Annotated in this window: 20 protein-coding genes; 10 read left to right on the top strand and 10 right to left on the bottom strand. The window is 71.5% G+C overall.

Annotation, left to right across the window (positions count from 1 at the left end; all coding sequences use genetic code 11):
- Nucleotides 1-149: 149 nt before the first annotated feature.
- The gene (locus ACLBKU_RS15825; protein WP_410180522.1) at nucleotides 150-767 is read right to left on the bottom strand and encodes a response regulator; all 618 of its coding nucleotides are present in this window, start codon (nucleotides 765-767) and stop codon (nucleotides 150-152) included.
- Complete coding sequence (locus ACLBKU_RS15820; RefSeq protein ID WP_410180521.1) at nucleotides 755-3,229, bottom strand: PAS domain S-box protein; 2,475 nt, start codon at nucleotides 3,227-3,229, stop codon at nucleotides 755-757. Before ACLBKU_RS15820 ends, ACLBKU_RS15825 begins: the two co-directional genes overlap by 13 nt.
- A gap of 311 nt (nucleotides 3,230-3,540) precedes the next feature.
- Between ACLBKU_RS15820 and ACLBKU_RS15815 the strand changes: the two genes are divergently transcribed.
- The 4 genes from ACLBKU_RS15815 (at nucleotide 3,541) to ACLBKU_RS15800 (ending at nucleotide 9,219) form a co-directional block, all read left to right on the top strand.
- Entirely contained in the window at nucleotides 3,541-4,032 is a 492-nt protein-coding gene (locus ACLBKU_RS15815; protein WP_410180520.1) for a DUF4402 domain-containing protein, read from the top strand.
- 171 nt (nucleotides 4,033-4,203) lie between these two features.
- A complete protein-coding gene (locus ACLBKU_RS15810) occupies nucleotides 4,204-5,031 on the top strand; it encodes a molecular chaperone (RefSeq protein ID WP_410180519.1) in 828 nt (275 codons plus the stop codon).
- A gap of 33 nt (nucleotides 5,032-5,064) precedes the next feature.
- Nucleotides 5,065-7,677, top strand: coding sequence for a hypothetical protein (locus tag ACLBKU_RS15805; RefSeq protein ID WP_410180518.1), 2,613 nt, complete (start codon nucleotides 5,065-5,067; stop codon nucleotides 7,675-7,677).
- Between the two features lie 69 nt (nucleotides 7,678-7,746).
- Nucleotides 7,747-9,219, top strand: coding sequence for a helicase HerA domain-containing protein (locus tag ACLBKU_RS15800; protein ID WP_410180517.1), 1,473 nt, complete (start codon nucleotides 7,747-7,749; stop codon nucleotides 9,217-9,219).
- 116 nt (nucleotides 9,220-9,335) lie between these two features.
- On the opposite strand, the gene ACLBKU_RS15795 is transcribed toward ACLBKU_RS15800, so the two are convergent.
- Nucleotides 9,336-9,707 (bottom strand): tRNA-binding protein, encoded by a 372-nt coding sequence (locus ACLBKU_RS15795; protein WP_410180516.1) that lies wholly within the window; start codon nucleotides 9,705-9,707, stop codon nucleotides 9,336-9,338.
- 95 nt (nucleotides 9,708-9,802) lie between these two features.
- Here ACLBKU_RS15795 and ACLBKU_RS15790 point away from each other — a divergent pair, with 95 nt between their 5' ends.
- Complete coding sequence (locus ACLBKU_RS15790) at nucleotides 9,803-10,258, top strand: MAPEG family protein (RefSeq protein WP_410180515.1); 456 nt, start codon at nucleotides 9,803-9,805, stop codon at nucleotides 10,256-10,258.
- Between the two features lie 26 nt (nucleotides 10,259-10,284).
- Nucleotides 10,285-10,713 carry an MAPEG family protein gene (locus tag ACLBKU_RS15785; protein WP_410180514.1) on the top strand — a complete coding sequence of 143 codons (429 nt, stop codon included), beginning with the start codon at nucleotides 10,285-10,287 and terminating at the stop codon, nucleotides 10,711-10,713.
- A gap of 99 nt (nucleotides 10,714-10,812) precedes the next feature.
- On the opposite strand, the gene trxB is transcribed toward ACLBKU_RS15785, so the two are convergent.
- Entirely contained in the window at nucleotides 10,813-11,784 is a 972-nt protein-coding gene (gene trxB / locus ACLBKU_RS15780; protein WP_410180513.1) for a thioredoxin-disulfide reductase, read from the bottom strand.
- A 61-nt stretch (nucleotides 11,785-11,845) separates the two neighbouring features.
- Nucleotides 11,846-12,649, bottom strand: a complete 804-nt coding sequence (locus ACLBKU_RS15775; RefSeq protein WP_410180512.1) for a tyrosine-protein phosphatase — start codon at nucleotides 12,647-12,649, stop codon at nucleotides 11,846-11,848.
- Nucleotides 12,650-12,802: 153 nt separating this feature from the next.
- Between ACLBKU_RS15775 and ACLBKU_RS15770 the strand changes: the two genes are divergently transcribed.
- Nucleotides 12,803-13,264, top strand: coding sequence for a PleD family two-component system response regulator (locus tag ACLBKU_RS15770; protein WP_410180511.1), 462 nt, complete (start codon nucleotides 12,803-12,805; stop codon nucleotides 13,262-13,264).
- Here ACLBKU_RS15770 and ACLBKU_RS15765 read toward each other — a convergent pair.
- Nucleotides 13,261-14,934: an acyl-CoA dehydrogenase family protein gene (locus ACLBKU_RS15765; protein ID WP_410180510.1), complete on the bottom strand. Its 1,674-nt coding sequence runs from the start codon at nucleotides 14,932-14,934 to the stop codon at nucleotides 13,261-13,263. The genes ACLBKU_RS15770 and ACLBKU_RS15765 overlap by 4 nt on opposite strands.
- Nucleotides 14,935-15,332: 398 nt before the next feature.
- On the opposite strand from ACLBKU_RS15765, the gene ACLBKU_RS15760 reads away from it, so the two are divergent.
- Entirely contained in the window at nucleotides 15,333-18,707 is a 3,375-nt protein-coding gene (locus ACLBKU_RS15760; protein WP_410180509.1) for a TonB-dependent receptor domain-containing protein, read from the top strand.
- Nucleotides 18,708-18,828: 121 nt separating this feature from the next.
- Here the strand turns inward: ACLBKU_RS15760 and ACLBKU_RS15755 are convergent, their stop codons facing one another.
- Complete coding sequence (locus tag ACLBKU_RS15755) at nucleotides 18,829-19,995, bottom strand: acyl-CoA dehydrogenase family protein (protein ID WP_410180508.1); 1,167 nt, start codon at nucleotides 19,993-19,995, stop codon at nucleotides 18,829-18,831.
- Nucleotides 19,996-20,182: 187 nt separating this feature from the next.
- On the opposite strand from ACLBKU_RS15755, the gene ACLBKU_RS15750 reads away from it, so the two are divergent.
- Nucleotides 20,183-20,848 (top strand): carbonic anhydrase, encoded by a 666-nt coding sequence (locus ACLBKU_RS15750; RefSeq protein ID WP_410180507.1) that lies wholly within the window; start codon nucleotides 20,183-20,185, stop codon nucleotides 20,846-20,848.
- A gap of 17 nt (nucleotides 20,849-20,865) precedes the next feature.
- Here ACLBKU_RS15750 and ACLBKU_RS15745 read toward each other — a convergent pair whose 3' ends face one another.
- On the bottom strand, nucleotides 20,866-21,243 hold the full coding sequence (locus tag ACLBKU_RS15745) for an ArsR/SmtB family transcription factor (protein WP_410180506.1): 378 nt from the start codon (nucleotides 21,241-21,243) through the stop codon (nucleotides 20,866-20,868).
- 19 nt (nucleotides 21,244-21,262) lie between these two features.
- Nucleotides 21,263-22,261, bottom strand: a complete 999-nt coding sequence (locus ACLBKU_RS15740; protein WP_410180505.1) for a hypothetical protein — start codon at nucleotides 22,259-22,261, stop codon at nucleotides 21,263-21,265.
- Between the two features lie 203 nt (nucleotides 22,262-22,464).
- On the opposite strand from ACLBKU_RS15740, the gene ACLBKU_RS15735 reads away from it, so the two are divergent.
- Complete coding sequence (locus tag ACLBKU_RS15735) at nucleotides 22,465-24,426, top strand: alkyl/aryl-sulfatase (RefSeq protein WP_410180504.1); 1,962 nt, start codon at nucleotides 22,465-22,467, stop codon at nucleotides 24,424-24,426.
- Nucleotides 24,427-24,436: 10 nt separating this feature from the next.
- On the opposite strand, the gene ACLBKU_RS15730 is transcribed toward ACLBKU_RS15735, so the two are convergent.
- Entirely contained in the window at nucleotides 24,437-26,821 is a 2,385-nt protein-coding gene (locus ACLBKU_RS15730) for a glycoside hydrolase family 3 N-terminal domain-containing protein (protein WP_410180503.1), read from the bottom strand.
- Between the last annotated feature and the right edge of the window lie 33 nt (nucleotides 26,822-26,854).

Below are 26,854 nucleotides of genomic sequence, written 5' to 3'. Positions count from 1 at the left end.
TTCTGGCTGAGCATTCTTCCGCCCCAGCCCACCCCATTTTCGCAATGTTTCACGGGAAACACCGCCGCCAAGCGTCGCTGCGCTGGGGGGTAGAGGGGGTCTGAGCGGGGCTGGCGGGGGTCTAGGCGGGGTCTAGCGCCGGCCTGCCCTCAGCACAGCGCCCGCTCGCGCGCGATCATTGCGGCGTGGGTGCGGTTGCGCGCCGAGAGCTTGCGGCAGATCGTCTTCACATGGAGCTTGATCGTCGGCTCGCGCAGGTTGAGTTCGCGCGCGATCTCCTTGTTCGCCTGGCCCGAGCACAGCCGCGCCAGCACCTCGATCTCGCGCGGGGAGAGCCCCGAGGGCGCGGGCACCGTCGCCTGCGAAGGCCGATGCAGGTCGAGGGGCATATAGACCTCGCCCGCCGCCATGAAGCGGATCGCGTTGACCAGGGAGCGCGCCGGGAGCGTCTTGGGCAGGTAGCCCGCCGCGCCCAGGCCGAGCACCTTCGCCGCCACCCCCGGCGGGGCGAGGCCCGACATCAGCGCGACCGGCCTGCCGCCATTCGCGGCGATCGCCTTTGCGAGCCCCTCGTAGCCGTCCATCCCGGGCATCCCGTAATCGAGCACCACGAGATCGAAGGGCGCCTCGCCTGCGGCTTCGGCGATCCGGCCAAGCGCGGCGGGCAGGTCGGCGACCGTCTCGACGGTGAAGCCGCCCTCGGCTTCGAGATAGGAGCGCAGCACGTCGCGCAGCAGCTCGTGATCGTCGGCGATCAGGATGTGCATGACAGGGTCCTCTCCCGGGCCGCGGCGATCGCGGCGGCGGCGGCGGCGGCGAGCTGCGCGGTGGTGGCGGGCTTGCCGAGCACCCCGTCGAACAGCCCGACCTGCTTCTGGTGGAGCTTGTGGACGCGCGGCAGCGCGGTGAGCAGCAGGATCGGCAGGCCGGGCCGCAGCTTGCGCAGCCGCCGCGCGAAGTCCGCGCCGTTCATGCCGGGCATGTCGTAATCGGTGATGACGAGGTCCCACTGCGCGCGCGCCCCGCGCGCATCGTCGCGGATCGCGGCGATCGCGTCGCGCGCGTCGAGGCACGGCCCCGCCTCGGCGCCCACCTCCTCGAGCATCGCCACCAGCGTGTCGACCACCGCCGGGTTGTCGTCGACCACCAGCACGGTCCGCCCGGCAAGCGCAGCGAGCGGACCGCAGTCCTCGGCGCGCGCCGCCGCATCGCCGCGCTCGCTGTGGAGCGGCCAGAACACCTCGAAGATCGTGCCGACCCCGGGCCAGCTCTGCATCGCGAGCGCGCCGTCGTTGCCCGCGATCACCCCGGCGACGACCGCGAGGCCGAGCCCGGTGCCGGCCTCGCCCTTGCGGGTGAAGAAGGGCTCGAACACCTTGTTCATCTCTTCGGGCTCGATCCCGCAGCCGGTGTCGCTGATGCGGATGAGGACGCTCGGCACCGTCGGGACCCGGCCGATCACCAGCCGCCCCTCGGGCGCGAGGCCCTCGCCCGCCAGCACCTCGACGCGGATGCGCCCGGTCTCGCCGGGGCGCAGCGCGTCGCGGGCGTTGAGCACGAGGTTGAGGAGCACCTGATTGAGTTCGGTGTCGTCGGTCTGGAGCATCACCGGCCCCTGCGGCAGGGCAAGCTCGATGCGGTGGAGCGGATCGGCGAGGCTCGGCGCGGCGAGGTCGCGCACGTCGCGGACCATGCGCGCGAGGTCCACCATCTTGGGATGCGGCACCTTGCGCCCGAGCGTGAGCATCTTCTCGACCAGCCGCGCCGCCGTTCCCGCAGCCGAGTGGATGCGCTGCGCATGGGGCATGATGCGCGGATCGCCGAGGCCCCGCAGCAGCTCGGCCGTGCCCGCGATCGCGGTGATGAGGTTGTTGAAATCATGCGCGATCCCGCTCGCCAGCTGGCCGACCACCTCCTGCCGCTGGGAGAGCATCAGCTGTTCGCGCAGGCGCGCCTTCTCGCGCTCCATCGCGTGCCGCTCGCCGACGTCGCGGGTGACGCAGACGATCCCGTTCTCGGGGGACAGGGAGAGCGCGATCTCCTGTTCGATCGGGCTGCCGTCGCGCTTCCTCCCTTGCGTCTCGCCGCGCCACTGGCCCTGCGAATAGAGGATCGGCAGGGCCTCCTCGGCGATGCGCCGGGCCTCCGCGGCGTCGTAGAGCACGCTCCACGGCTTGCCGATGAGATCGGCGGGGTCGTCATGGCCGAACATCGCCGCGTGGGCGCGGTTCATGAAGATGAAGCGACCTTCGGCGTCGGTGATGCCGATGCCGTCGTCCGAGGCCTCGACCGCGGCGAGATAGCGCGCGTCGCGCGCCTCGGTGGCGGCGCGCTCGGCCTCGGCGGCCTTGCGCGCGGAGACGTCGCGCATGATCGCCGCGAAGCCCGCCGGCTCGCCGCTGTCGGACCCTTCCGCGGGCCACATCGCGAGGCTGAGTTCGATCGGCACCTCGCGCCCGTCGCGGGTCAGGGCGGGCACCTCGACCGTCTTGCCGACGAGGCGCGTGGGGGCGCCGCCGCGCAGCCGCTCGACCCCTGCGGCGTGCCCGGCGCGGTGCCGGTCGGGGATGATGAGCGCGAGCGGCTGGCCGATCGCCTCCTCGGCGCGCCAGCCGAACAGCATCTCGGCGGCGCGGTTCCAGAGGGTGATGCGGTTCATCGCGTCGGCGCAGACGAAGGCATCGGTGGTGGTGCGCGCGATGAGGTCGGAGATCTGCTGGCGCTGGCGGATCTCGCGGCTCTCGAGGAAGGCGACGACCTGGCTTGCCATGAGCCTGAGGATGCCGCGGTCGTGCGCGGACATCGCCTGGCGCGGCGCGGGGTCGATGACGCACAGCGTGCCGACCGCGTGGCCGCTCTTCAGCACCAGCGGCGCGCCCGCGTAGAAGCGGATGTGCGGCGGGCCGATCACCAGCGGGTTCGCACTGAAGCGCGCGTCGCGGCTCGCATCGGGGACGACCATGACGCCCTCGCCGGCGATGGCGTGGGTGCAGAAGCTGTGGCTGCGGCAGGTTTCGGTCGCGGCGAGGCCGAAGCGCGACTTGAACCACTGGCGCTCGGCATCGACGAGGCTGACCAGCGCGATCTGGGTGTTGAAGCGGTCCGCGGCGAGGCGGGTGATGACGTCGAGCTCGGCATCGGCGGGCGTGTCGAGCACGCCCAGCGCATCGAGCGCGGCGAGCCGGCCGGGCTCGTCGGCGCCGAGGGGAAGGTTGATGGGCTGGTGCATCGACATGGCAGGCGGTTTCCGGTTCGCCGGCGGGCGTGCGCGGCGGATTGTCCCGTCTCACGCGGCCCTTGCCGGCACAATCCGCCCCTTAGGCGAGGAAGTCTTATCCTTTCGTATAGGTTGCCCCCCTCCTCCGGCGATTTCGCTATTCCCCGGGGTGCCTGCGTTAACCGGAGGCGGGCGGCGGGCCATCCTTGCGCGGCGTCTTCTATACCCTCGCCCAAATGACAGGCCCGGTCCTGCCGGCCATTGGGAGCGGGCCACGGCAGAACCCGCCGCTGGTTTTGACCAGACCGAAAAGGACCAATGACATGAACAAGATGCTTGCAATCGCCGGCGCCATCGCCGCGCTCACCGCCGCCACTTCGGCGCAGGCCCAGTCGGCCGACGCCGGCGCGGGCGCCAAGATCGTCGCCCCGCTCGAGATCAGCAACGTGACCGACCTCTACTTCGGCACGATCGCCCCCTCGACCACCGTCGCCGACAAGGTGGTCGTCGGTTCGGACGGCAGCCGCAAGTGCGGTCCGGCGCTGACCTGCCTCACCGCCGACCACACCGCCGCGGCCTTCGCGGTGACCGGCGAGGCTGGCGCCTTCTACACCATCTCGCTCCCCAAGGAGATCAAGATCGTCAACGAGAACGGCAACGCCATGCTCGTGTCGGACTTCTCCGGCTCGAAGGACAAGGGCCAGCTCCTCAAGGGCGAGGACAGCTTCACCGTCGGCGGCACGCTCGATGTCGGCGTGCGCCAGGAAGCGGGCAAGTATACCGGTAGCTTCACCGTCGCGGTGGAATACCAGTAAGCCCTCCGTGGCAGGGGGAGAAGGGAGCCGCGTGTCCCCCGCGCGGCTCCCCGATCCGAGTCCTTGCCGCCCTACCGCTTCGCTACTTGAGGGCGGGTGGCCCCAACCCCCCAGCCGGCACCCGCCCTCCCCTTACTCGAGACCACCCCTGCCAATGTGAGGTCTTCCCCCATGCTCCGTTTTCCCCTCGCCGCGGCCCTCGTCGCGGCGCTCGCCCTTCCCGTGCCCGCCGCCGCCGAGCTGCTCGTCGCGCCGACCCGCGTGGTGCTCACCCCCGAGACCCGCGCCGCCGAGCTGGTGCTCGTCAACAAGGGCACCGAGACCGCCGCCTTCCGCATCGGCATCGAGAACCGCCGGATGAACCCCGACGGCAGCCTCGAGGACGCCCCGCAGGCGCAGGACGGCGAGCTCTTCGCCGACGACAAGCTGCGCTACTCGCCGCGCCAGCTGGTGCTCGAGCCCGGCGCGCGCCAGGTGGTGCGGATCATGGCGAGCGCGCCCGGCGATCTCGCCCCCGGCGAATACCGCTCGCACCTGCGCCTGATGTCCGCGCCCGTCAGCGCCGCAAGCGCAGCGCCCGCCGCCGCCGGGCAGCAGCCTGCCGACAACAGCCTCTCGATCGAGCTCGTCGCGATCCGCTCGATCACCATCCCCGTCATCCTCCGCGTCGGAAAGCTCGAGGCGAGCGTCACGATGGACGGCGCCGCGCTCGCCAAGGACGCGCCCGAGCAGCTGACGGTGCGCCTCACCCGCGCCGGGACGCGCTCGACCTATGGCGACCTCAGCCTCACGCCCGAGGGCGCGAAGGAGCCCGCCTGGGTGGTGCGCGGGGTCGCGATCTACACCCCCAACACCGCGCGCGACGTGATCGTCCCCCTCCCCCCCGAGGTGCGCGCGGCGCTGGCGGGCAGGCAGGTGCGGATCGACTACACCTCGACCGACGCCGCCGACCCCGCGAGCGCCGGCAAGCGCCTCGCGACGCTCACCGCCCGCCTCTGACCCCCGCCCCCGTGCGCGCTCCGGCCTGCCGCCATGCCCCGCCCCGCGCACCGGCTCCGCCGCCGCCTGGCCCTGCTCGCCCTCGCCCTCGCGGCAGGGGTGGCAGGGCCGGTCCCGGCGCGCGCGCAGGACGGGAGCGTCTTCGACCGCCTGTTCGGTAGCGACCCCGCCGCCGAGCGCGCCGGCCTGGCGGCGGACGGCCTCGCCCTCCCCGCGCTGTTCGAGGGCCGCAGGCGGATCGCCGAGGCCCTCCCGCTGCACGATCTCGGCGCCACGGGAGGTGCCGCCTGCGTCGCCATCGTCCCCCTCCTCGATGCGCTGGAGCTCGCCCACGAGGACGCGCCCGAGGGGATCGCCGTCACCCTCCCCCAGCCGCGCCGCACCGTCATGCTCCCCGCAAGCGCGCTGCTCGACAGCCCGAGCGGCTCCTGCTTGCCGCTCGCGAAGCTCCCCGATCTCCTCCCCCTCTCGCTCACCCACGACACCGCGAGCCAGCGCCTCCTCCTCACCGCGAGCGCCGCGCTCCCCGTCCTGATGCGGCTCGAGCGCGAGGAGCGGCGCGCGCGGCTCGTCCCCGAGACCCTGCGCCCGGCCTTCCCGCTGCTCCCCCGCGCCCCCCGCGCCGCCGAGCTGTGGAGCGCCGACTTCGCCGCCAGCGCGGGCCTCTCCGGGGGCACGCGCCGCGTCTCGGCGAGCCTCCTCGCGAGCGGCGCGGTGCTGGGGCTCGCCGGACGGGTCAACCTCGTCGCCGACGAGCGGGGGCGCATCACCCCGGGCGTGACCTTCTCCGAGAGCCGCGACACCCCCGACCTCCTCGGCCCCCTCAAGGCGCGCAGCCTCGCGCTCGGCGACATCGCCGCCCCCGCCCAGCCGCTGATCGCCGACAGTCTCTCCGGCCGCGGCCTCGTCGTCTCGAGCCGCGCGGGCTGGCGGGCCGATCTCGTCGACACCATCACGCTTTCCGGCCCTCTCCCGGCCGGATGGGAGGCCGAGCTGTGGCACGAGGAGCGCCTCGTCGCCGTCACCCGCGAGGGCGGTGCGGCGGGCCAGTGGCAGTTCGCCGACGTGCCCCTGCGCATCGGCGAGAACCGCTGGGAGGTGCGCCGCTACGGCCCGGGCGGCGAGACCGACAGCCAGGTCTTCACCCGCCTCGTGGGCACCGAGATGAACCCCGAGAACGAGGTCGGCTACAGCTTCGGCTTCGTCGACGGCGGGCGCCCGCTGGTCCCTGCGGGCGCCGCCGCCGGGACGACGAGCGAGCCCGCGGGGCCCGCCGCCTTCGCCACGTTCGACTACGGGCTGTCGGGCGCGGTGACCGCGCGGCTCGACATGAGGGTGGGCACGCGCGGGGAACCGGCGGTGGCCGTGGGGCTCAACGGCGCGCTCGGCGGCGGGCTGTGGGCGGTCACCGGCGCGCGCGACCGAGAGGGGGGACTGGCCGGCGCGCTGCGGCTGGCGCGGGCCTTCGGCTCGCAGGACCTGAGCTTCGACCTCGCCCGCTACGGCCGCGACACCGGCCCCGGCGCGCCCCCGCAGGCGCGCGAGTTCGAAGGGCTCCTCGCGCTGAGCGGCCAGGGGCGCATCGGCCTCGGGCGCCTCAGCTTGCCCTGGCAGGCGCGCTACCAGGCGGGGGCCTTGCGCAGCGGCGGCACGCGCGAGGTCGCCGCGGCGCGGATCGTGCTCCCCATGCCCGACTGGCAGGCGAACCTCGCGCTCGGGGCGACACGCGAGGGCGGGGACGGTTGGCGCCCCACCGCCGCCCTCGGCCTCACCGCGCGCCGCGGCGAGTGGCGGCTGCGCAGCGGCGTCTCGGCTTCGGCCGATGGCGGCGCGTGGCGCGTGGACGGCGCCTCGCTCAGCGCCGCGCGGCGGCTCGGCGGCTCGGGCAACCTCGCCTTCGACCTCGACTGGCAGGCGCGGGACGGCACCCTGGGCGGCGGGTTGACCTATGCGCGGCAGTTCGGCCCGCTCGGCCTCAGCGCCTCGGCGGGGCGCGACGGACAGGGGTTTCGCGCCGGGATCGGGGTCACCCTCGGCCTGTTCCGCGGCGCGGGCCGCTGGCACGCCGCGCCTTCCGGGGTGGCACGCTCGGGCGCGATCCTTGCCGAGATGTTCGTCGATGCGGACGGCGACGGCGTGCGCGGGCCGCAGGAGGAGGCGGTCGAGGGCGGGCGCTTCATCGTCGGCGCCGCGCTGCGCAAGGAGGCGACCGACGCCGCGGGCCGCGTGCTGATCGGCGGGATCGCGCCCGGCCCCTCGGTCGCAATCGAGACCCAGATGTCCTCGCTCACCGACTTCACCCTGCGCCCCGCGCGCCCCGGCGACCGCGTCGTCCTGCGCCCCGGCGAAGTCCGCCACCTCGCCGTGGCGCTGCGCCCGACCGGCTCTATCGAAGTGCAGGTCCTGCTCGTCGCCGGAGACCGCCGCACGCCGCGCTCGGGCGTCCCGGTGGTGCTGCGCGGGGCGGACGGCCGGGAGGCGGCGCGGGCGGTCACCGATTTCGACGGCTTCGTGCTGTTCGAGGGCCTTCCCTTCGGGCCTTTCCGCGCCGAGGCGGCGGGGCAGGTTTCCGAGGTCCTCGCCGTCTCGCGCGAGAGCCCGGATGCGCGCGCCAGGGTGCTGATCGCACCGGCCTTGGGCGGATAGTCGCAAAGTGCTGGAAAACTCGCGGGTACCGCTTTGCCGCCCGCGCCCGCGCCCGTAACGCTCGGGGGCATGACGGCACGGATCGAAATCGGGCGCGACGCGGGCGGGCAGGCGGTGGGGATCGACCTCGCCGAGCTCCTCGCCACGCGCCTGCTCGTGCAGGGCAATTCGGGCTCGGGCAAGTCGCACCTCTTGCGCCGCCTGCTCGAGGAATGCGCCGGGCAGGTCCAGCAGATCGTGATCGATCCCGAGGGCGATTTCGTCACCCTCGCCGACGCCTTCGGCCACGTGGTGATCGACGCCGCGGCCTATTCCCCGCGCGAGATCGAGGCGCTTGGCCAGCGCGTGAGGCAGCACCGCGCCTCGGTGGTGCTGGCCCTCGACGAGCTCGAGGTCGAGCAGCAGATCCGCTGCGCCGCGCTGTTCCTCACCGCGCTCTTCGACGCCCCGCGCGAGCACTGGTATCCGGCGCTGGTGGTGGTCGACGAGGCGCAGATGTTCGCGCCGGCTGCCGCGGGCGAGATGAACGACGAGGTGCGCCGCATGACGCTCGCGGCGATGACCAACCTGATGTGCCGGGGGCGGAAGCGCGGGCTGGCGGGGATCGTCGCCACCCAGCGGCTCGCCAAGCTCGCCAAGAACGTCGCCGCGGAAGCCAGCAACTTCCTGATGGGGCGGACTTTTCTCGACATCGATATGCAGCGCGCCGCCGACCTTCTCGGCATGGACCGGCGGCAGGCCGAGCGCATCCGCGACCTCCAGCGCGGGCAGTTCCTGGGGCTCGGCCCGGCGATCAGCCGGCGGCCGGTGGCGGTTGAGGTCGGCGCGGTGCGGACCGCCGGGCGGGGTGTCGCGCAGGGGCTGATCCCGCTCCCCGAGGCTGCCGCGGGCGGGATGGAGGCGCTGCTCACCGAGCGGCTTTCCGAAGCCGCCGCCGCGCCGCAGCCGGTCCGCCGCGCAGCCCCGCCGCCGGTTCCGAAGGCCGAGGTGGAGGAAAGGATCGCCCTCGCCCCCGTGCTGCCGGAGGTCGTTCCTACCGCCGAGCCGCTGCCGCTGCCGGAGCCCGAGCCCGCCCCCCCTCCGCCGCCCTCGGGCGAGGTCGAGGGCGTGGTGCGCGAGATCGCGGGCGAGGAGGGCGCGAGCTTCCGCCCGGCGGCGGCCCTGTTCCGCGACTTCGCGGTGCGCTGCCGCCAGCGCGGCATTCCGTCAGCGCACATCGACCTCCCCCGCTTCCGGCGGCTTTTCGCCATTGCAATCAGCGGCCTGGACCGCCTCGCCGAGCCCGCTCGCAGCGCCGTCGAGGGTGCCGCCGAGGGCATCGAGGACGACCTCCTCGCCCCCTATCTCGCGATCCTCATCGCCGCGCACCTCGGACGCCCGATGCCGGGCGAGGAGGAGCTGGGGCGCCTCTACGGCAGCGCCTCGCCCAGCCGGGTGCGGCGGCTGCTCGACCATCTCGAGCGGCTCGGGCGGATCGTGGTCCGCGAGGATTTCGGCGGGGAGCGCACCATCACCGTCCCCGCGATCCCCGAGGCCGCCTGATCGGGCCGTGTTTCACGTGAAACCTCGCTCCAGCGGGGGTCTGGAGGGGGTCTAACGGGGGTCTAGGCGGGGTCTGGCAGGGTCCGAGGGCCGCTTGGGACCGGCCGGCGACAGGCTCAGAACAGCCTCGCCCCGAGCGGCACCGCGCGGTCGGGCTGGAACAGCACCACCCGGCCTTGCTCGTCCGGAAAGCCGAGGGTGAGCACCTCGCTCATGAACTTGCCGATCTGGCGCGGCGGGAAGTTGACCACCGCCGCGATCATCCGCCCCTCGAGCGCCTCGGGCGTGTAGAGCTCCGCCACCTGCGCCGAAGAACGCTTCACGCCGACACCTGCGCCGAAATCGATGGTGAGCTTCAGCGAGGGCTTCCGCGCCTCGGGATAGGGCTCGGCCTTTACGATCCGCCCGGCGCGGATGTCGACCTTGAGGAAGTCGTCGAAGGCGATCGTTTCGGCGGGCGGCGCGGCGGGGTCGTGGACAAGGTGCATGAGGAGGGGCTTCTCCCGATAGGTTGCATTTGACAATGGTTTTGCGCTCTTGCAGCTAGACCGCGATAGAGAGAGTTCGGGAAAGGGATCGACCGATGCAAGCGCAAATGCTCGCGCCCGCCGCCGTGCTGGTGGTGTGGTCGCTGATCGTCATGCTGTGGATCGTGCCGGCGCGGTTCGGTGCGGTGGCGAAGATGGAGGACAAGTCGGCGCTGCCGCGCAAGCCAGGCATGCGCGGCGCCGATCTCGAGGGCGTGCTGCCCGACAAGGCGAACTGGCCGGCGCACAATTTCACGCACCTGATGGAACAGCCGACGGTGTTCTACCCGACCGTGCTGATCCTCGCCGTGACGGGTCCCGGCGCGCTCGACGTGGCGCTGGCCTGGACCTACGTCGCGCTGCGGATCATCCACTCGCTGTGGCAGGGCCTCGTCAACACCGTGGTGGTGCGCTTCGCGCTGTTCATCTCCGCGAGCCTCGCCCTCATGGCGCTCGCGATCCGCGCGGTGATGGCGACCGCCTTCGCGGACCCGTCGGCGCTGCCGGTCTGACCTGATCCAAAGGGGGAGAGAAACACATGATCGAAGCCGCAATCCTGAAGCCCGTCGTCGCGCTGCTGGCGTGGACGATGGTGATGTGGGTGTGGATGTACGTGACCCGCATCCCCGCGATGCTCGCGGCGGGGATCGACGCGAAGGGGATGGTCGGCTCGACCGGCGCTTCCTTGCGCGCGCAGCTCCCCGACCGGGTGAGCTGGAAGGCGGACAACTACAACCACCTCCACGAGGCGCCGACGCTGTTCTACGCGGTCGCGATCGTGCTGGCGATCACCGGACAGGGCGACGGCCTCAACGCCACCATCGCCTGGGCCTATGTCGCCTTCCGGGTGCTGCACTCGGTGGTGCAGGCGACGTGGAACAAGGTCGCGGTGCGGTTTGCGCTGTTCGCGCTGTCATCGCTGGCGCTGATGGCGCTGATCCTGCACGCGGCCATCGCGGTGTTCTGAACTTCGTGCCCACCCCCGACCCCTCCCGCAAGCGGGAGGGGTACTGGAAGCGCTGATCCTCCCCTCCCGCTTGCGGGAGGAGTCGGGGGTGGGAATTCCTTACTCTGCCGCTTCCGCCTGCAACCCGGCGTGGGCGCGCGAAGCGAGCCAGCGTTCGGCATCGAGCGCGGCCATGCAGCCCATGCCCGCGGCCGTCACCGCCTGACGATAGACGTGATCGGTCACGTCGCCGGCCGCGAAAACGCCGGGGATCGCGGTCTTGGGCGTGCCCGGCTCGGTGAGCAGGTAGCCGCTCTCGTCCATCGGCAGCTTGCCGACGAACAGCGAGGTCGCGGGCGCGTGGCCGATCGCGACGAAGGCGCCGTCGACTTCGAGCGTGCTCGCCTCGCCCGTCACGGTGTCGGTGAGCGCGAGATACTCGAGGCAGCCGGTCGGACCCGCCTCGAAGCTGTCCACCGCCTTGTTCCACAGCACGGTGATCTTGGGATGCGCGAAGAGACGCTCCTGGAGGATCCGCTCGGCGCGCAGGGTGTCGCGGCGGTGGATCAGGGTCACGTTGTCGGAATGGTTGGTGAGGTAGAGCGCCTCCTCGACCGCGGTGTTGCCGCCGCCGATCACCGCGACGCGCTTGCCGCGGTAGAAGAAGCCGTCGCAGGTCGCGCAGGCGCTGACGCCCTTGCCGCCCAGCGCGAGCTCGCCCGGGACGCCCAGCCACTTGGCCTGTGCGCCCGTCGCGATCACGAGGCAGTCGGCGATGTATTCGTCCCCGCTGTCGCCGATCGCGCGGAACGGCGAGCCGTGCTCGAGGTCGACCGAGACGATCGTGTCCCAGATCATTCGCGTGCCGACGTGCTCCGCCTGGGCGCGCATCTCCTCCATCAGCCACGGGCCCTGCACCACGTCGCGGAAACCGGGATAGTTCTCGACATCGGTGGTGATGGTGAGCTGGCCGCCGGGCTGGAGGCCCTGGACGACGATCGGCTCGAGCATCGCGCGCGCGGCGTAGATCGCGGCGGAGTAGCCCGCGGGGCCGGAGCCGATGATCAGGAGCTTGGTGGTGTGGGTGGCCATTTTGCGTGTGCCTTGCGGTGGGAAACTCAGGTGAGCGATATGGGGCTGCGGCGCGCGATTGTCACGCCACGAACCGGGCGCGGAGACGCTCTTTTCTTGCCCCATCCACACCCAGGATTGTCTCGCAATAGGCGTCGAGCGAGCCGTGCTCGCGGGTCACCTCGGCGATGTAGGTGTCGATGTATTCGGGGAGCACGCCCATCAGGTTGTGGAGGGCCTCGGGGTCCATCTTGCCGTAATGCGCCTCCATCCGGGGGAGCGACTGGCGCTCGAGGATCGCGCGGGTGGGCGCGTCGTTGGTGCGCAGGAACTCGGCGGTATAGTCGTCGCGGTGGACGCCGAGGACGTGGAGGAGGAGGCTCGCGGCGATCCCGGTGCGGTCCTTGCCCGCGAAGCAGTGGACGAGGCTTGCGCCCTCGTGCTCGCCCAAGGCGCGGAAATATTCGCGGAACACCCAGATCATCGCCGGGTTGACCGGCATCCGGGTGTAGACCGCCAGCATCCGCTCGCGCGCCTTCTGCGGGGTCATGACGACCTGCCCGCCGCCCCCTTCGTGCGGCGGCGAGTTCGAGGTTTCGCCGTCATAGGCGATCACCTGCGCCGCGAAGGCAGGGTGGCGGCGGCAGGGGAAGCCCTCGCGCTCGGAGGTGCCGCGCAGGTCGATGACGGTGCGGATATCGAGCGCATGGACGAGCTCGAGGTCGCGGTCCGAGGCCTCGATGTGCTGTCCGGAGCGCAGCAGCAGGCCGGTCCGCACCCGCCCTCCCCCGGCGACCGCATGGCCGCCGTAGTCGCGCAGGTTGTGGATGCCCTCGGTGACGTAGAAGGGGCCGATCCGGGGGTGCTGGGGAGAATCGCTGGTCATTGCGGGCGACCCTTACAGCGCCCCGGCGGCGGCACAAGCGGCGCTCGGGGGAAGCCCTTAGGGTGCAATGCGGGGGGGCGCGGCAGGCGGCTCCCAAGGCGCGCGTGGTTAACCCTCGATTTCCCCTTTCGAGAAACCACGGCAGACCCGCAAATGGCCCGCATCCTGATTGCCGACGACGACGAGCTGATCGCGGAACTCGCGAGCGAGGTGCTGATCGATGCGGGCCACGCCTGCGGCTGGGTCACCACCGCGTCGGCCGCCTGGACCTGCGTGCTGAGGAAGCGCCCCGACCTCCTGCTGCTCGACCAGGGGATGCCCGGCGAAAGCGGCCTCACCCTGTTGCGCCGCCTGCGCCGCTCGGCCGAGCTCTACGACCTGCCGGTGATGATGTTCACCGCGATGCACGGCGATGAGGACAAGGCGCAGGCGATCTTCGCGGGCGCGCAGGACTTCCTCTCCAAGCCCTTCGAGCCCTTCGATCTCGTGCGCCGCGTCAACCGTCAGCTCAAGCTGCGCGAGAACCGTCCGCGTCACGTCGACCTCAGGCAGGCGGTCGCGCCCGACCCGCACCGCGCGGTGCTGCCCGACGTCGCGGTGCGGCGCCTGCTCTAGGCCGCCGCGGCGGTCGCCTGCGCGGCGAGCAGCCCGCGGCCGATCACCTGCGCCTGGATCTCGGCGGCGCCCTCGAAGATGTTGAGGATCCGCGCGTCGCACAGCACCCGGCTGATCGGATATTCGAGCGCATAGCCGTTGCCGCCGTGGATCTGCACCGCGTTGTCGGCCGCGCTCCAGGCGACCCGCGCGGCGAGGAGCTTGGCCATTCCCGCCTCGATGTCGCAGCGCGTTCCCGTGTCCTTGGCGCGCGCGGCGGCATAGGTGAGCTCGCGCGCCATCACCGTCTCCACCGCCATAGCTGCGAGCTTGTCGGCGACGCGGGGGAAGCGGGTGAGGCTCTCGCCGAACTGCCTGCGCCCCAGCGCATAGTCCATCGCGAGGTCGAAGGCGTTCCACGCGACGCCCACCGCGCGCGCGGCTGTCTGGATGCGCGCGCCCTCGAAGGTGCGCATCAGCTGCTTGAACCCCTGCCCCTCGCGTCCGCCGAGAAGCCCGTCGGCCGCCACCCGGAAGCCGTCGAGCCCGAGCGCATATTCCTTCATCCCGCGATAGCCGAGCACCGCGATCTCGCTGCCTTCGATCCCTGCGTCGGGGAAAGGCACGGTCTCGCTGCCGCGGGTCTTTTCCGCAAGCAGCATCGAGAGGCCCCCGTAGCCCGGCGTGCCGGGGTCGGTGCGGACCAGCATGGTCATGAGGTCGGCGCGCGCGGCGTGGGTGATCCAGGTCTTGGCTCCCGTCACTGCCCACGCGCCGTCCGGCCGGCGCTCGGCGCGGGTGCGCACCGCGGCGAGGTCGGAGCCGGTGTCGGGCTCGGTGAAGACCGCGGTCGGCAGGCACGATCCGTCGGCGATGCGCGGGAGCCAGCGCGCCTTCTGTTCCGGGGTGCCGTTCTCGCCGATCAGCTCGCCCGCGATCTCGCTGCGGGTGCCGAGGCTCCCGGCGCAGATCCAGCCGCGCGACAATTCCTCCGAGACCACCGCCATCGCGAGCTTGCCGAGGCCGAGGCCGCCATAGGCTTCCGGGATGCACACCCCGAACACGCCGAGCGCCGCCATCTCGGCGATCACGGCGTCGGGGATCAGCGCGTCGGCGAGGTGCCAGCGTTGCGCGTGGGGGGTGATCGCCTCCGCCGTGAAGGCGCGCATCTGGTCGCGCACGAGGTCGAGCGCCTCGTCCCCTAGACCTTCGTCGGGCCGCGCGCCCTCGGCGAGCAGCGCCGCAAGGCGGGCGCGGGTTGCGGGGGTGCTGCCCTCGGCGATGCAGCGCGCCGCCGCCGGGTGCGCCGCGAGCGCGCGCCCCGCCTCGGCGGTGCCGAGCGCGGACGGGCGGACGATCTCGTGGGCGCTCATCGGCAAGCCGCCCGCGATCTGCGCGCAATATTCCCCGAAGCCCACCGCCAGCACCAGCGCCTCGACCTCGCCGAAGCGCCCCGCCCTCTCGGCGCGCACCGCCCAGTCGAGGGTCGCCTCGAGCGCGGCGATCGTCGCGGCGACCCAGGCGAAGCCGTGGACGCGGTGCTGCTCGCGGGTCAGCAGGCCTGCATCGGGCACCCCGCCGGGCGCGACCGCGCGCGCCGTCTCCGCGCGCACCGCCGCGCCATAATCGCGCAAGGGCCCGAGCGCCGCGCGCGCGGTGGAAATCCAGTCGTCTCGGGTCGCATCGCTCATGACGCAAGGTGCTAGCAGAGCGCGCCCGGGCCTGCGAAGCGGCAATTTCGCGAGGCGCCCCGGCCGATTGTGGCACGCGGGACACACCTCGCGCGCGATCGCGCCGGAGCGGGGCGGCTTACGTCAAACGACCACTAACCACGAAAAGCGTCAAACGTAATACCGAGGCTCGGGGAAGCCGGAACACCGGCACCCCGATCGTCTGGGGGCAGACAAACGACAGGGGTGCAACAGGCCCTGCATCTGACCCTCGCGCAGGAAGGACCGACAGGACGCGGCGCTGGCCCCGGGGAGAGCAACAGGCTCCCCGCCCGCGATGCCCCTGGCGACGACGGCACGGCCCGGCCGGTTCGTAGCCGGCAGGCCCTGTCCCGGGCACACCCACGCGAGGACTAACCATGCGCAACCTCAAGCTCTCTCTCCGTTCGTCATCCCTTCCCGCTCTCGCCGCCGCGCTGCTGCTTTCCGGAACCGCTCCGGGCGTCGCCCATGCGACGGAAAGCGCCGAGGAAGGCGTCGCCGAGGAGGCCCTCGTGCAGGACAGCGTGGCCGACGAGGACCCGGCGAGCGAAGATTCCCAGCCGATCGTCGTCACCGGCTCGCGCATCGCGCTCGACAACGTGACCTCGGCGGCGAGCCCGATCACCGTGGTGACCGGCGAACAGATCCTCACCAGCGGCCAGGCTGACGTCGGCACGCTGCTGCGCAGCATTCCTGCCCTCCAGGGCACGCTGCCGGGCATCGATTCGGTCAACCAGGACGAGCCCGGCGCCGGGGCCGGCGACAGCTCCGACCTCGGCCTCAGCGTCCTCAACCTGCGCAACCTGGGCTCGGTCCGCACTCTGGTCCTGGTCGACGGGCGGCGCCACGTGCCCGGCACCGGCGGTTCGGCGGCGGTCGACATCAACCACATCCCGCAGGCACGCATCAAGAGCGTCGACGTGTTCACCGGCGGCGCCTCGTCGGTCTACGGCGCCGACGCGGTCACCGGCGTGGTCAACTTCAACCTGCGCACGGGCCGCGACTTCGACGGCATCGAATACAACTTCCAGGGCGGCATCTCCGATCGCGGCGACGCCGAGAGCTTCACCGGCTCGATCGCGTGGGGCGGCGAGTTCGCCGACGGTCGCGGCAGCGCGGTGATCTCGGCCGAGTACCGCAAGCAGGCCTCGCTGATCGCCGCCGACCGGCCCTTCGCGGGCAAGGGCCAGTTCAGCCTCAGCGCGGCGAGCCAGCGCACGCTCGACCTGCTCGGCATCACCCAGGATCAGCTCCGGCTGCCGGCGGGGACGATCCCGGCCAACGCCTTCGTGCCCGACTACACCCTGCCGATCTCGAGCGGCTACGGCATCATCGCGATCGACCGCTCGGCCTTCGTCGCCGGCCGCAACGCCGGCCGCGCCGGGGTGACCGCGAACATCCCGGGCACCAACATCCCGACCGCGCAGGTGCTCGACAACGGCGTGCTGCGCGCCTTCAATCCGGGCGTCTCGGTCGGCGGCTTCGACAGCTCGGGCGGGGACGGCATCGGTGCCAACCCGCTCGGCATCATTCTGCCCGACCTCGACCAGGTGGTGGTCAGCGGCGGGGCCGATTACGAGGTGACCCCGGGCATCACCGCCTTCGTCGAGGGCACCTTCGCCTTCACCTCGGGCCGCGACCAGGCCGGCATCCCGTTCAACGACGAGATCCCGATCCGGCTCGACAACCCCTTCATCCCCGCCGCGCTGCGCACCCAGATCGACACGGTGCGCGCCGCCGGCCGTCCGATCAACCTCAACCTCCAGCGCGACCTTCTCGATGCCGACGTGCAGCCCTTCGAGGACACCGAGCGCACCACCTGGCGGGTGGTCGGCGGCTTCAAGGGCGAGTTCGACGAGCTCGGCTGGAACTGGGAAGTCTCCTACAACTACGGCCGCACCGAGGTGGAATCGACCTTCCGCAACACCCGCATCGAGGACCGCTACTTCTATGCGATCGACGCGGTGGCGCTGACCGCGCAGAACATCGGCAGCTTCCGCCCATCCTCGGCGACCAAGGCGATCCGCAACGGGCAGGACATCACGATCAACGCAAGCTCGGCGCAGATCGGCGACATCATCTGCCGCTCGCAGCTCGACGGCTCGGCCCCCGGCGTCTCGCCCTTCCCCGAGCCGCCGACCAATCCCGACGGCACCGGCAAGGCGCTGACCTTCAACCCGGGAGACGGACAGTGCGCGCCGATCAACATCTTCGGGCTGAACTCGATCAAGGGTGCGGGCGCGGACTTCGCCTTCCTCGACATCATCGATTCCACGGTCATCACCCAGCAGCAGTTCCTCGCTAGCCTTTCCGGGGATTCGGCGAAGTTCTTCGAGCTGCCCGGCGGCCCGCTCGGCTTCGCGGCCGGCTTCGAATACCGCAAGGACACCAGCCAGTACACGCCCTCGACCCTGCGCTACGCCCCGGCGATCACCTCGGGTGCGGTCAACTCGGGCCCGACCCGGCCCTCGCCCGACCCGTCCTTCCCCAATCCCGACATCTCGGTCTACGAAGTCTTCGGAGAGCTGCGCGCGCCGATCCTCGCGGACCTGCGCTTCATCGACCTGCTCGAGGTCCAGGGCGCGATCCGCTATTCGGACTACAACACCATCGGCAAGACCCTCGCCTGGTCGGCGGGCGGGCGCTACAAGCCGATCGACAGCCTGACCTTCCGCGGCACCTACTCGGTCGCGGTGCGCGCGCCGAACCTCGCCGAGCTGTTCGGCCCGCTCACCCCGGCGACGCTGGGCCTGACCGCGGACCCCTGTTCGGTGGTCAACATCAGCGCCGGCAGCTCGTTCCGCAAGGCGAACTGCGACGCGCTGGTGGGTCCGAACTTCGACCCGACCAACTTCGCCTCGGCGTTCCGTCCGGGCACCAGCGGCGGCAACCCGAACCTCTCCGAGGAAGAGGCCAAGACCTTCACCGCCGGCTTCGTGTTCGAGCCCACCTTCGTCCCCGGCCTGACCCTGATCGCGGACTATTACGACATCAAGATCACCGGGGCGATCGGCTCGCTCACCGGGGCCGAGATCGCCGCGGCCTGCGTCGACCTGCCGACCACGAACAACCAGTTCTGCGCGCAGATCGACCGTGACCCGACCACCAAGGTGATCAGCTTCTTCCGCTCGGGCCTCGTCAACCTCGGGGCGCTGAACGTGAAGGGCGTCGACTTCGCGGCGACCTACAGGTTCGACCTCGCCGACGTGATCGGGAGCGACGCGGGCAGCCTGTCGCTCTCGGCGACCGGCACGCGGTTCATCAAGGACGAGCAGGTGTTCGACGCGACCGCCGACGTCCTGATCGCCGCGATCACCGATCCGCTCGAGCGCGAGCGCGCGAGGATCTCGAACAGGATTACCAACGACAACCTCGGCACGCTCGGCAATCCCGAGTGGATCGCCAACTTCGGCATCACCTGGAATTACGACAAGCTGACGCTCGGCTGGACCGGCCGCTTCGAGAGCAGCCAGCTGTCGCCGGGGATCGACAACATCGAGGTCAAGGACGTGGTGATCGAGAACGGCGCCGTGGTCGTGAAGGACGACGACACCTTCGTCCCCCGCCCGCAGCGCGACACCGGCAGCTCGCTGGTCAGCGACTTCTTCGGAAGCTACGACTTCAGCGAGGCTTTCGGGATCTACGGCGGGATCAACAACGCCTTCGACCGCGAACCCTATCTCGGCAGCCTGGTGCGCCCGATCGGCGTGCGCGGGCGCTACTTCTACCTCGGCGTGCAGGGCAAGTTCTGAGCCACGCGCCGGCTGACAAGCAGGGGGCGGGGCGGCGACAGGGCCGCCCCGCCCCTCGGCGTTTCAGGGGCCGAAAAGTCCCTCCCTGTTGCGAAGCAATGGGGAGGCACTTCAGCAGGACCTACTCGCTCGTCCCCAGCAGCCCGCGGGCGACCACCCAGTTGTGGATCTCGCTCGGCCCGTCGTAGATGCGCATCGTGCGCAGCTTGTTGCTCATGAGGTAGAGCGGCAGCTCGCGGGTCATGCCCATGCCGCCGTAGAGCTGCATCGCGTGGTCGACGATTGCGTAGGCGCTCTCGGTGCAGAAGCTCTTGATCATCGAGATTTCGCTGCGGGTGTCGCGGCCCTGGTCGATCTTCCACGCGCAGTCATAGGTCATCAGCCGCATCGCGTGGATCTTCGTCGCGGCATCGGCGATCCAGTTCTGCACCGTCTGGCGCGCGGCGAGGGGCTTGCCGAAAGTGGTGCGCTGCGGCGCGTAGTCGATCATCATGTCGAGCGCGCGCTGCGCCATGCCGATCGACCACGAGGCCATCTCGATCCGCCGCGTGCCGAGCCGCACCTGCATCGGCGCGAAGCCCTGGCCGCGCTTGCCGAGCAGCTTCCAGCCCGGCACCCGGCAGTCCTCCAACGCGATCTCGTAGGTCGCGGTCCCGTCGATCATCGGGATCTTGCGGGTGACGTTGAAGCCCGGCGTGCCCTTGTCGACGAGGAAGGCGCTGATGCCGTTGCGCCCGCCGGGGTTCTTGTCGGTCACCGCCATGAGGATCGTGAAATCGGCCTCGGCGCCCTTGGTGATCCAGATCTTGCGACCGTTGATGATCCAGTCCTCGCCGTCCTCGACCGCGCTGGTGGTCATCCGCGCCGGGTCCGCGCCCGCGCCGGGCTCGGAAATGCCGATCGCCGAGATCGTCTCCCCGCGCACATAGGGCTCGAGATAGGCCGCGCGCTGGCGCTCGTCGGCGGCGACCATCAGCATCCTGAGGTTGGGCGAATCCGGCGGGAGGTAGTAGGGCACCACGGTCTTGCCGAGCTCCTCGGAGACCCCGACCATCGCCACCATCGGCAGGTTCATGCCGCCCACCTCCTCGGGCGCGTCGAGGCCCCACAGGCCGAGCTCGCGGCCCGCGGCGTCGACCTTGGCGGTCTCCTCGGGGGTGAGATAGGTGCCCTGCCCGATGTTCTCGCGGGCGATCACGGCGCTCTCGTAAGGCATCAGCTGGTCGCGCACGAACTTGCCGACCAGCTCCTTGAGCATCGCGTGTTCGTGATCGAGCTCGAAATTCATGTCTCTCTCTCGTCCCTGTTGGTTCGCGGCGCCTCTGACACCACACATTACGCGCCCTGTCACCAGCAGGATTGAGAGGGGCCGCGAAATCGCGCGCGCCTTGACGCTACGTGCGTGGGGCCATACCTTCTGTCCTCGCTATCTGCGAACATTCGCAGACACATCGAGCCGGAAGGAGCCCCGCCCCATGTCCCGTTTCGCCCAAGGCGTGGTCCGCTTCCAGCGCGAGGTCTTCCCCGAGAAGCAGGCGCTGTTCGAGCGGCTCTCGACCGGGCAGAGCCCCGAGGCGCTGTTCATCACCTGCTCGGACAGCCGGATCGAGACCGCGATGCTGACCCAGACCGATCCGGGCGAGCTGTTCATCTGCCGCAATGCGGGCAACATCGTGCCGCCGCACACCAACCAGACCGGCGGGATGACCGCCTCGATCGAATTCGCGATCGGGGCGCTGCGCATCCCCAACATCGTGATCTGCGGGCACACGCAATGCGGGGCGATGAAGGGGGCGATGAACCGCGAGGGCCTCACCCGCCTGCCGCACGTGCGCGAATGGCTGGGCTTCGCGCAAGGGGCGGTCGACATCACCGAGGCGCTCGGCGCGGGGCTCGATCCGGAAGCGAAGATGCGGATGCTGCTCGAGCAGAACGTGATCCTGCAATTGCAGCATCTGAAGACCCACCCGACCGTCGCGGTGGCGCTCGCGCGCAAGGAGCTCGAGCTCCACGGCTGGGTCTACGACATCAAGACCGGCGAGGTCGAAGCCTTCGACGAGGGCTCGGGCGCTTGGGTGCCGGTCGAGGAGCGCTACGCCGCCGAGCTCGTGCCGCAGATGCGCGCCGCCCACGCCTGCTGACGCGCGCGGGCCACCGGTCAGGCGGCGGCGGCGGTGTCCGCCGGCTCGGCCTCGGCCTCCCACAATTGCTTGGCATGGGCGATGTCGTCGGGCGTCGCGCGGCTGAGGCGGTGGGCGATGAAGTCGATCCCCTCGATCAGCCACGCCGCGAGCGCCGGCTGGGCGAGGCGATAGACCCGCTTCTGCCCGAAGGTGCGCGTCTCGACCAGCGCGACCGCGCGCAGCACGCCGAGGTGCTGCGACACGCGGGTCGGCGAGATCTCGAGGATTTCGCCGAGCTCGTTGACGGTCTGCTCCCCGGCCTGGAGCTTGAGCAGCAGGCGGATCCGGTCAGGGTGCGAAATCTGCCGCAGGACATGGGCCAGCTCATGGGCAACGATCTTGCGGCTCGGCATGGGCGACCCTTTTCGTGTGTTACGACTTCGCGAGATTTGCAGACACAATGCGCAAGGTCGGCGTTGGTGCCCGGAAAATCCACTTATGTTGGTTTTTTCGGTCATGCCAAGTGCCTTGCGCGCCGTGACCCCCTGAAATCGCTGCGGTCTCGCGGCACAGGAGGGCGATGAACCCGGCCTCGCCGACCTCGCAGGCATAGGGCGCCTCGCTGCCCCTGCCGCGGGTGGTGACGCCGCGCGCGCGCAGCAGCGCCCAGCCCTCGTGGAGCCGCCGCGCGGCCGCGCACTCGCCGACGGCGCCGAGGGTCAGCGCCAGCGCGAGCACCAGCGCCTGCGCGTCGAGGGGCAGCGGGTTGCTCGCCGCCTCGCCCACCCGCTCGCAGGTGACGGCGACGAGGCCCTCGCCGTGCCACAGCATCGGTGCGGGGGCGCTGAGGCCGGTCGCCTCGGCGAGCAGCGCGGCGACGATGCCGCGCAGGTCGGGCATGACGATCACCGCGTCCCACGCGGCGCGCGGGCGCAGCAGCGCGGGGATCGCGGCCTCGATCGCGAGGATCTCGGGCGCGGGCCCCTCGTCCAGCCGAAGCGCGGCGAGCGTGGCGCGCTGGCGCTCGTGGACGATCAGCGCCGTCCGCTCCCGCCCCTGCTCCCGCGCGGCGCCGAGCATCGCGCGCAGGGTGTCGGCATCGCCCTCGCCGACAGCCGGGTGCGGGGAGAGCAGCATGATGTCCGCCCCGCCCGGGACCGGGTCGATGCAATGGCTCGCCGCGAAGCGCGCAGGCGGCAGCACCGGGGCGCCGCCGTCCTGGAAGACCGCGGGGCTCCAAGAAGTCCACGGCGCGAAGCCGGCGGGGAGGCGCGCGGGCTCGATCGCGAAGGCGTCGGTCAGCGCCGCAAGCGCCGCGCGCCACTCCGGGGGCGCGTCCGGAGCGAGGCCGAAAGGCGGCGAGACGAGCGCGAGCGACGGACGCACGGCGCGCGCCGCAGGCCGCTCCGGCACCTCGCTCGTCTGGTCCATCGCCCCGATCCTTCGTTGTCCGCCCAAGATCTCGGCCGCTGTTAGAGCGCTGCGGATGATCGGAAAACTTCAATCTTTCTTCGCAAACGTTCCAGAATATGGATGATTGCAGGTGACGCAGCGCCGCCGCGCACGAGGCCCGCTTGAAATGGCCTCGGCTTGGCGGCATCACCTCGGGCGGGAGCAGAGGGGGAACCGTCACCATGAACAACGCAAGTTTGCGCGCCGCGAGCGCGCTCGCACTCGTCTTCGCCGCCGCGGGGCAACTCGCCGCGCAGGAGGCCGGGGAGGCGAGCGCGTCGACCCGCGCGGAGAACGCCGCGATCCGCGCCGAGCTCCCGCCGGAGGGGACCCGCGACGAACGCGACAGCCAGCGCGGTTTCCTCGCCACCCGCGCCGATCCGGTGATCCTCAATGCCGCCGGCAAGCCGGTCTGGAACCTTGAGGCCTATGCCTTCGTCACCGGCCCCGCGCCCGACACCGTGAACCCCTCGCTGTGGCGGCACATGACGCACCTGAAGCGCCACGGGCTCTTCGAGGTGACGCCCAACGTCTGGCAGGTGCGCGGCTTCGACGTCTCGAACATGACGATCCTCCGGGGCGCTTCGGGCTGGATCGTGATCGACCCGCTCACCACCGTCGAGGCCGCGCGGGCGGCGATGGAGCTCGTCGACCAGACGCTCGGCAAGCGCCCGGTGAGCGCGGTGATCTATTCGCACAGCCACGGCGACCATTTCGGCGGCGCGAAGGGCGTGGTCGATCCGGCGGACGTCGCCGCGGGCAAGGTCCCGGTGATCGCGCCCGCCGGGTTCATGGAGGAGGCGACCTCGGAGAACGTCATGGCCGGCGGCGCGATGAGCCGCCGCGCCGCCTACCAGTTCGGCACCGGGCTCGCCCCCGGCGCGAAGGGCCAGATGGGGAGCGGCATCGGCAAGGGCCTGTCGGTCGGCACGCTGTCGCTGATCCCGCCGACCGACACTGTCGCGAAGACCGGCGAGACGCGGGTCGTGGACGGCGTCGCGCTCGAGTTCCAGATCGTCTCGGGCACCGAGGCCCCGGCCGAGTTCAACGTGCTGGTGAAGCCGGAGAAAACCTTCCTCGCCGCCGAGATCGCGACCTGCAGCTTGCACAACATCCTCACCCCGCGCGGCGCCAAGGTGCGCGATGCGCGGGCCTGGGCGCACTATCTCGACGAGGCGGCGATCCGCTACGCCCCGCAGGCCGACGCGGTGATCTCGAGCCATTGCTGGCCGGTGTTCGGCCGCACCGAGGGCACCGCGTGGCTCGCGGCGCAGCGCGACACCTATCGCTGGCTCCACGACCAGACCGTGCGGCGCATGAACCGCGGCGAGACCATGGCCGAGATCGCCGAGGCGCTCGAGGCCGCGCCCCCGCCGGTCAATGCGCAGGAGTGGGCGACACGCGGCTACTACGGGACGATCAGCCACAACGCCAAGGCGATCTACCAGTTCTACCTCGGCTGGTACGACGCCGTCCCGGCGAACCTGCATCCCTATCCGCCAGCGGAGCGGGCCACGAAGCTGATCGACGCGCTGGGCGGCGCTGACCGGACGCTAGCGCTGGCGCGCAATGCGATGGCCGCGGGCGATTATCGCTGGTCTTCGGACCTCCTCCAGAACCTCGTCTTCGCCGCGCCCGACAACGCCGCGGCCAAGGCGCTGCTCGCGGAGAGCTACGAGCAGCAGGGCTACCAGGCGGAGAGCGCGATCTGGCGCAACCAGTTCCTCGCCGCCGCAAGCGATTTGAGGCGCGGGCGCGCGGCGGTCAGCGCCGCGCAGCCCACCGACCTCATCGCCGCGCTGGCGACGCAGGAGCTGCTCGACGCCGCCGCGACCCGCTTCGCTCCCGAGAAGCCGGGTCCGCGCGGGATCACGATCGGGATCGAGCTTACCGACCGCAAGGAGCTTGCCGGGCTCGAGATCACCCCGCAGGCGATGATCGGCCGCGTCGGCGCGCTCCCCGCGAACCCCGCGGTCAGCATCAGGGGCCCGCGAGCGCTGCTGCTCGCGATGCTGTTCCTGAAGCAGCCGGTCGCGGTGCTCGAGAAGGCCGGGCTCGAGGTGACGGGCGACAGGGCGGCCTTGCAGGCGCTGATCGACAACCTCGACCCGATGCCGCAGGGCTTCGAGATCGTGATGCCTTGATGCGGCGGCCCTAGAAGGAGCACTCCGCGCCCGCGGCGCTCTCGTCGCGGGTGATGGCGCTGACCTGGAAGGCGAACGGCGCCTCGGAGGCAAAGGTCAGCTTGCCGCCGGTCTCGCCGAGGCAGGCCTTGGTGAGCACCATCTCGCGCCACCCCTTGCCCTCGGCGACCGAGAGCCCCTGCGCGATGTCGAGCGGCTTGCCGCTCCCGGCCGCGACCGTGACCGGCGCGGCCGGGCGGGCGGTGACCTGGTAGGCGATCCGCCACGCCGCCCCGCTCGCCGGGCCGGTGAGCGTGAGCCGCGCGCCGGGCCCGAAGGCGATGCGGCGCGCGTCCTCCTGTGCGCGGCGGTCGACCCCGGTGACGACGATCCCGTTGCCGCTGCCGCGCAGGTCCGGGAGCAGCGCATTGTCGGCGACGGCCTGCACCTGGGCTCCGAGCCTGCCATTGGCGAACCACGCCGCCCCCACGTCATGGGTGAGCGCGGCGCAGGTCTCGTCGAGCCCGGTGACGGCGCGCGCGGTCTCGAAGGGGAGGCCGTAGCCGACCGGGAAGAGCGTGCGCGCGGGATCGCCCTGGGGGCCGCCCTCGCAGGTCTTCGGCCAGCCGAAAGAAAGCCGCCCGGTCGGACGCACCTTGCCGAACAGCACGTCGGCCACCCCTGCCCCCTCGCTCCCCGGGAGCCAGGTGGCGACGAAGGCGTCGGCGGCGTTCAGCTCGCGATTGACCCACAAGGGGCGCCCGGAGAGGAACACCGCGACCGTCTTCACCCCCCGCGCGCGGTAGGCCTTGAGGAGCTTCAGCCCCTCCTCGTCGCGGAAGGCGAGGTCCTTGCGGTCGCCGACGAACTCGGCATAGGGCGGCTCGCCGAAAACGACGATCGCGACGTCCGGCTTGCTTGCCGCGTCGCCCCTGGGCGCCAGCCGCGCCTCGCCGCCTGCCGCCTTCGCGGCCTCGGCGAGTCCTGCATAGATCGAGGTTGCTCCGGGGAAATCGGCGGCGGTGAGGTCGCCCCCGCCCTGCCAGGTCACCGACCAGCCGCCGGCCTGCTGCGGGATGTTGTCCGCCGCACTCCCGGCGACCTCGATGAGAGCGCCGGGCTTGAGGGGCAGGACGCCGTGGTTCTTGAGAATTACCTGCGACTTCGCCACCGCCTCGCGGGCGAGCGCGCGGTGTTCGCTCGATCCGAGCAGCTCCCAGCGCCCCCCGTTGGCGCGCGCCGAGGGCTTCACTTCGCCGGCGAAGATCCCGAGCTTCTGCTTCAGGCGCAGCACCCGCAGCACCGCCTCGTCGAGCCGGGCCTGCGGGATCGTGCCGTCCTTCACCTGCCGCACCAGCGCGGCGTGGAGAGCCTTCCAGTTCTCGGGCACCATGTAGACGTCGAGCCCGGCGAGCAGCGCCTGCGGGCAGTCGGCATTGGTGCAGCCCTTGACCTGGCCGTGGCCATTCCAGTCGCCGACCGTCACCCCCGCGAAGCCGAGCTTCCCGCGCAGCTCGCCGGTGAGCAGCGGGGCATTGCCGTGCATCTTGACGCCGTTGATCGAGTTGAAGCTCGCCATGACGCTCGCCACCCCGGCGCCGATCGCGGCCGGGTAAGGCGCGGCGTGGATCGCCATGAGGCTTGCAAGGTCGCCGTTGACGTCGCCCTGGTCGACGCCCTGCGCAGTGCCGCCGTCGCCGAAGAAGTGCTTGGCGGTGGCCGCGACCTTGCCCGTGCCGAGAAAGCCCGCCTCGCCCGCGCGGCCCTGGAGCCCCTCGACCATCGCCGCACCGAGCCGCGTGACCAGCGCGGGGTCCTCCGAATAGCTCTCGTAGGCGCGGCCCCAGCGCAGATCGCGCGCGACCGCAACGGTCGGCGCGAAGGTCCAGTCAAGCCCGGTCACCTCGATCTCGACCGCGGTGGCGACGCCGATGCGGCGGACGAGGTCGGTATCGCCGGTCGCGCCCAGCGCGATGTTGTGCGGGAAGACCGTCGCGCCGGGCACGTTGGCGTGGCCGTGGACCGCGTCGGTCGCCCACAGCGCAGGGATCGCGGGCTCGCCGTCCGGCAGGGGAGCGGTCGAGGCCTCCCAGAAGGCGTCGGCGAGTTTCAGCCAGTCGGCCGCCGCGGCCTTGTCGTTGCCGTAGGGGCCGGAATTGCCGCCGTTGAGGATCGTGCCGAAGCGGTATTGCTTCACGTCCTCGGGGGTGATCGCGCCGATGTCGGGCATGATGATCTGCGCGACCTTGCGCTCGAGGCTCATCCGCGCGAGCAGCGCCTCGGGGGTGTCGGCGGCGGCAGGGGCCGCGGCGACCGGGGCGCTTGCCGAGCGGACCTCGCCCGCACCCGAGCACCCGGCGAGCAGCGCACCGAGCGCCGCTCCGCCCGCCAGCCGCACCCACCCGTATCGCGCCATCACCCTGCAACCCTCCCGGCGCTGTGCGCCGCT

It is taken from the genome of Erythrobacter sp. NE805 (assembly GCF_046452355.1).
Lineage (GTDB): Bacteria > Pseudomonadota > Alphaproteobacteria > Sphingomonadales > Sphingomonadaceae > Erythrobacter.
Note: the sequence above shows the minus strand (reverse complement) of the source record. Positions and strands in the feature narration are given on the sequence as shown.

Excerpts from the sequence above, each read along its gene's own strand:
- ACLBKU_RS15825 (WP_410180522.1), bottom strand. The coding sequence starts at position 767 with ATGCACATCCTGATCGCCGACGATCACGAGCTGCTGCGCGACGTGCTG.
- ACLBKU_RS15820 (WP_410180521.1), bottom strand. The coding sequence starts at position 3,229 with ATGCACCAGCCCATCAACCTTCCCCTCGGCGCCGACGAGCCCGGCCGG.
- ACLBKU_RS15815 (WP_410180520.1), top strand. The coding sequence starts at position 3,541 with ATGAACAAGATGCTTGCAATCGCCGGCGCCATCGCCGCGCTCACCGCC.
- ACLBKU_RS15810 (WP_410180519.1), top strand. The coding sequence starts at position 4,204 with ATGCTCCGTTTTCCCCTCGCCGCGGCCCTCGTCGCGGCGCTCGCCCTT.
- ACLBKU_RS15805 (WP_410180518.1), top strand. The coding sequence starts at position 5,065 with ATGCCCCGCCCCGCGCACCGGCTCCGCCGCCGCCTGGCCCTGCTCGCC.
- ACLBKU_RS15800 (WP_410180517.1), top strand. The coding sequence starts at position 7,747 with ATGACGGCACGGATCGAAATCGGGCGCGACGCGGGCGGGCAGGCGGTG.
- ACLBKU_RS15795 (WP_410180516.1), bottom strand. The coding sequence starts at position 9,707 with ATGCACCTTGTCCACGACCCCGCCGCGCCGCCCGCCGAAACGATCGCC.
- ACLBKU_RS15790 (WP_410180515.1), top strand. The coding sequence starts at position 9,803 with ATGCAAGCGCAAATGCTCGCGCCCGCCGCCGTGCTGGTGGTGTGGTCG.
- ACLBKU_RS15785 (WP_410180514.1), top strand. The coding sequence starts at position 10,285 with ATGATCGAAGCCGCAATCCTGAAGCCCGTCGTCGCGCTGCTGGCGTGG.
- trxB (WP_410180513.1), bottom strand. The coding sequence starts at position 11,784 with ATGGCCACCCACACCACCAAGCTCCTGATCATCGGCTCCGGCCCCGCG.
- ACLBKU_RS15775 (WP_410180512.1), bottom strand. The coding sequence starts at position 12,649 with ATGACCAGCGATTCTCCCCAGCACCCCCGGATCGGCCCCTTCTACGTC.
- ACLBKU_RS15770 (WP_410180511.1), top strand. The coding sequence starts at position 12,803 with ATGGCCCGCATCCTGATTGCCGACGACGACGAGCTGATCGCGGAACTC.
- ACLBKU_RS15765 (WP_410180510.1), bottom strand. The coding sequence starts at position 14,934 with ATGAGCGATGCGACCCGAGACGACTGGATTTCCACCGCGCGCGCGGCG.
- ACLBKU_RS15760 (WP_410180509.1), top strand. The coding sequence starts at position 15,333 with ATGCGCAACCTCAAGCTCTCTCTCCGTTCGTCATCCCTTCCCGCTCTC.
- ACLBKU_RS15755 (WP_410180508.1), bottom strand. The coding sequence starts at position 19,995 with ATGAATTTCGAGCTCGATCACGAACACGCGATGCTCAAGGAGCTGGTC.
- ACLBKU_RS15750 (WP_410180507.1), top strand. The coding sequence starts at position 20,183 with ATGTCCCGTTTCGCCCAAGGCGTGGTCCGCTTCCAGCGCGAGGTCTTC.
- ACLBKU_RS15745 (WP_410180506.1), bottom strand. The coding sequence starts at position 21,243 with ATGCCGAGCCGCAAGATCGTTGCCCATGAGCTGGCCCATGTCCTGCGG.
- ACLBKU_RS15740 (WP_410180505.1), bottom strand. The coding sequence starts at position 22,261 with ATGGACCAGACGAGCGAGGTGCCGGAGCGGCCTGCGGCGCGCGCCGTG.
- ACLBKU_RS15735 (WP_410180504.1), top strand. The coding sequence starts at position 22,465 with ATGAACAACGCAAGTTTGCGCGCCGCGAGCGCGCTCGCACTCGTCTTC.
- ACLBKU_RS15730 (WP_410180503.1), bottom strand. The coding sequence starts at position 26,821 with ATGGCGCGATACGGGTGGGTGCGGCTGGCGGGCGGAGCGGCGCTCGGT.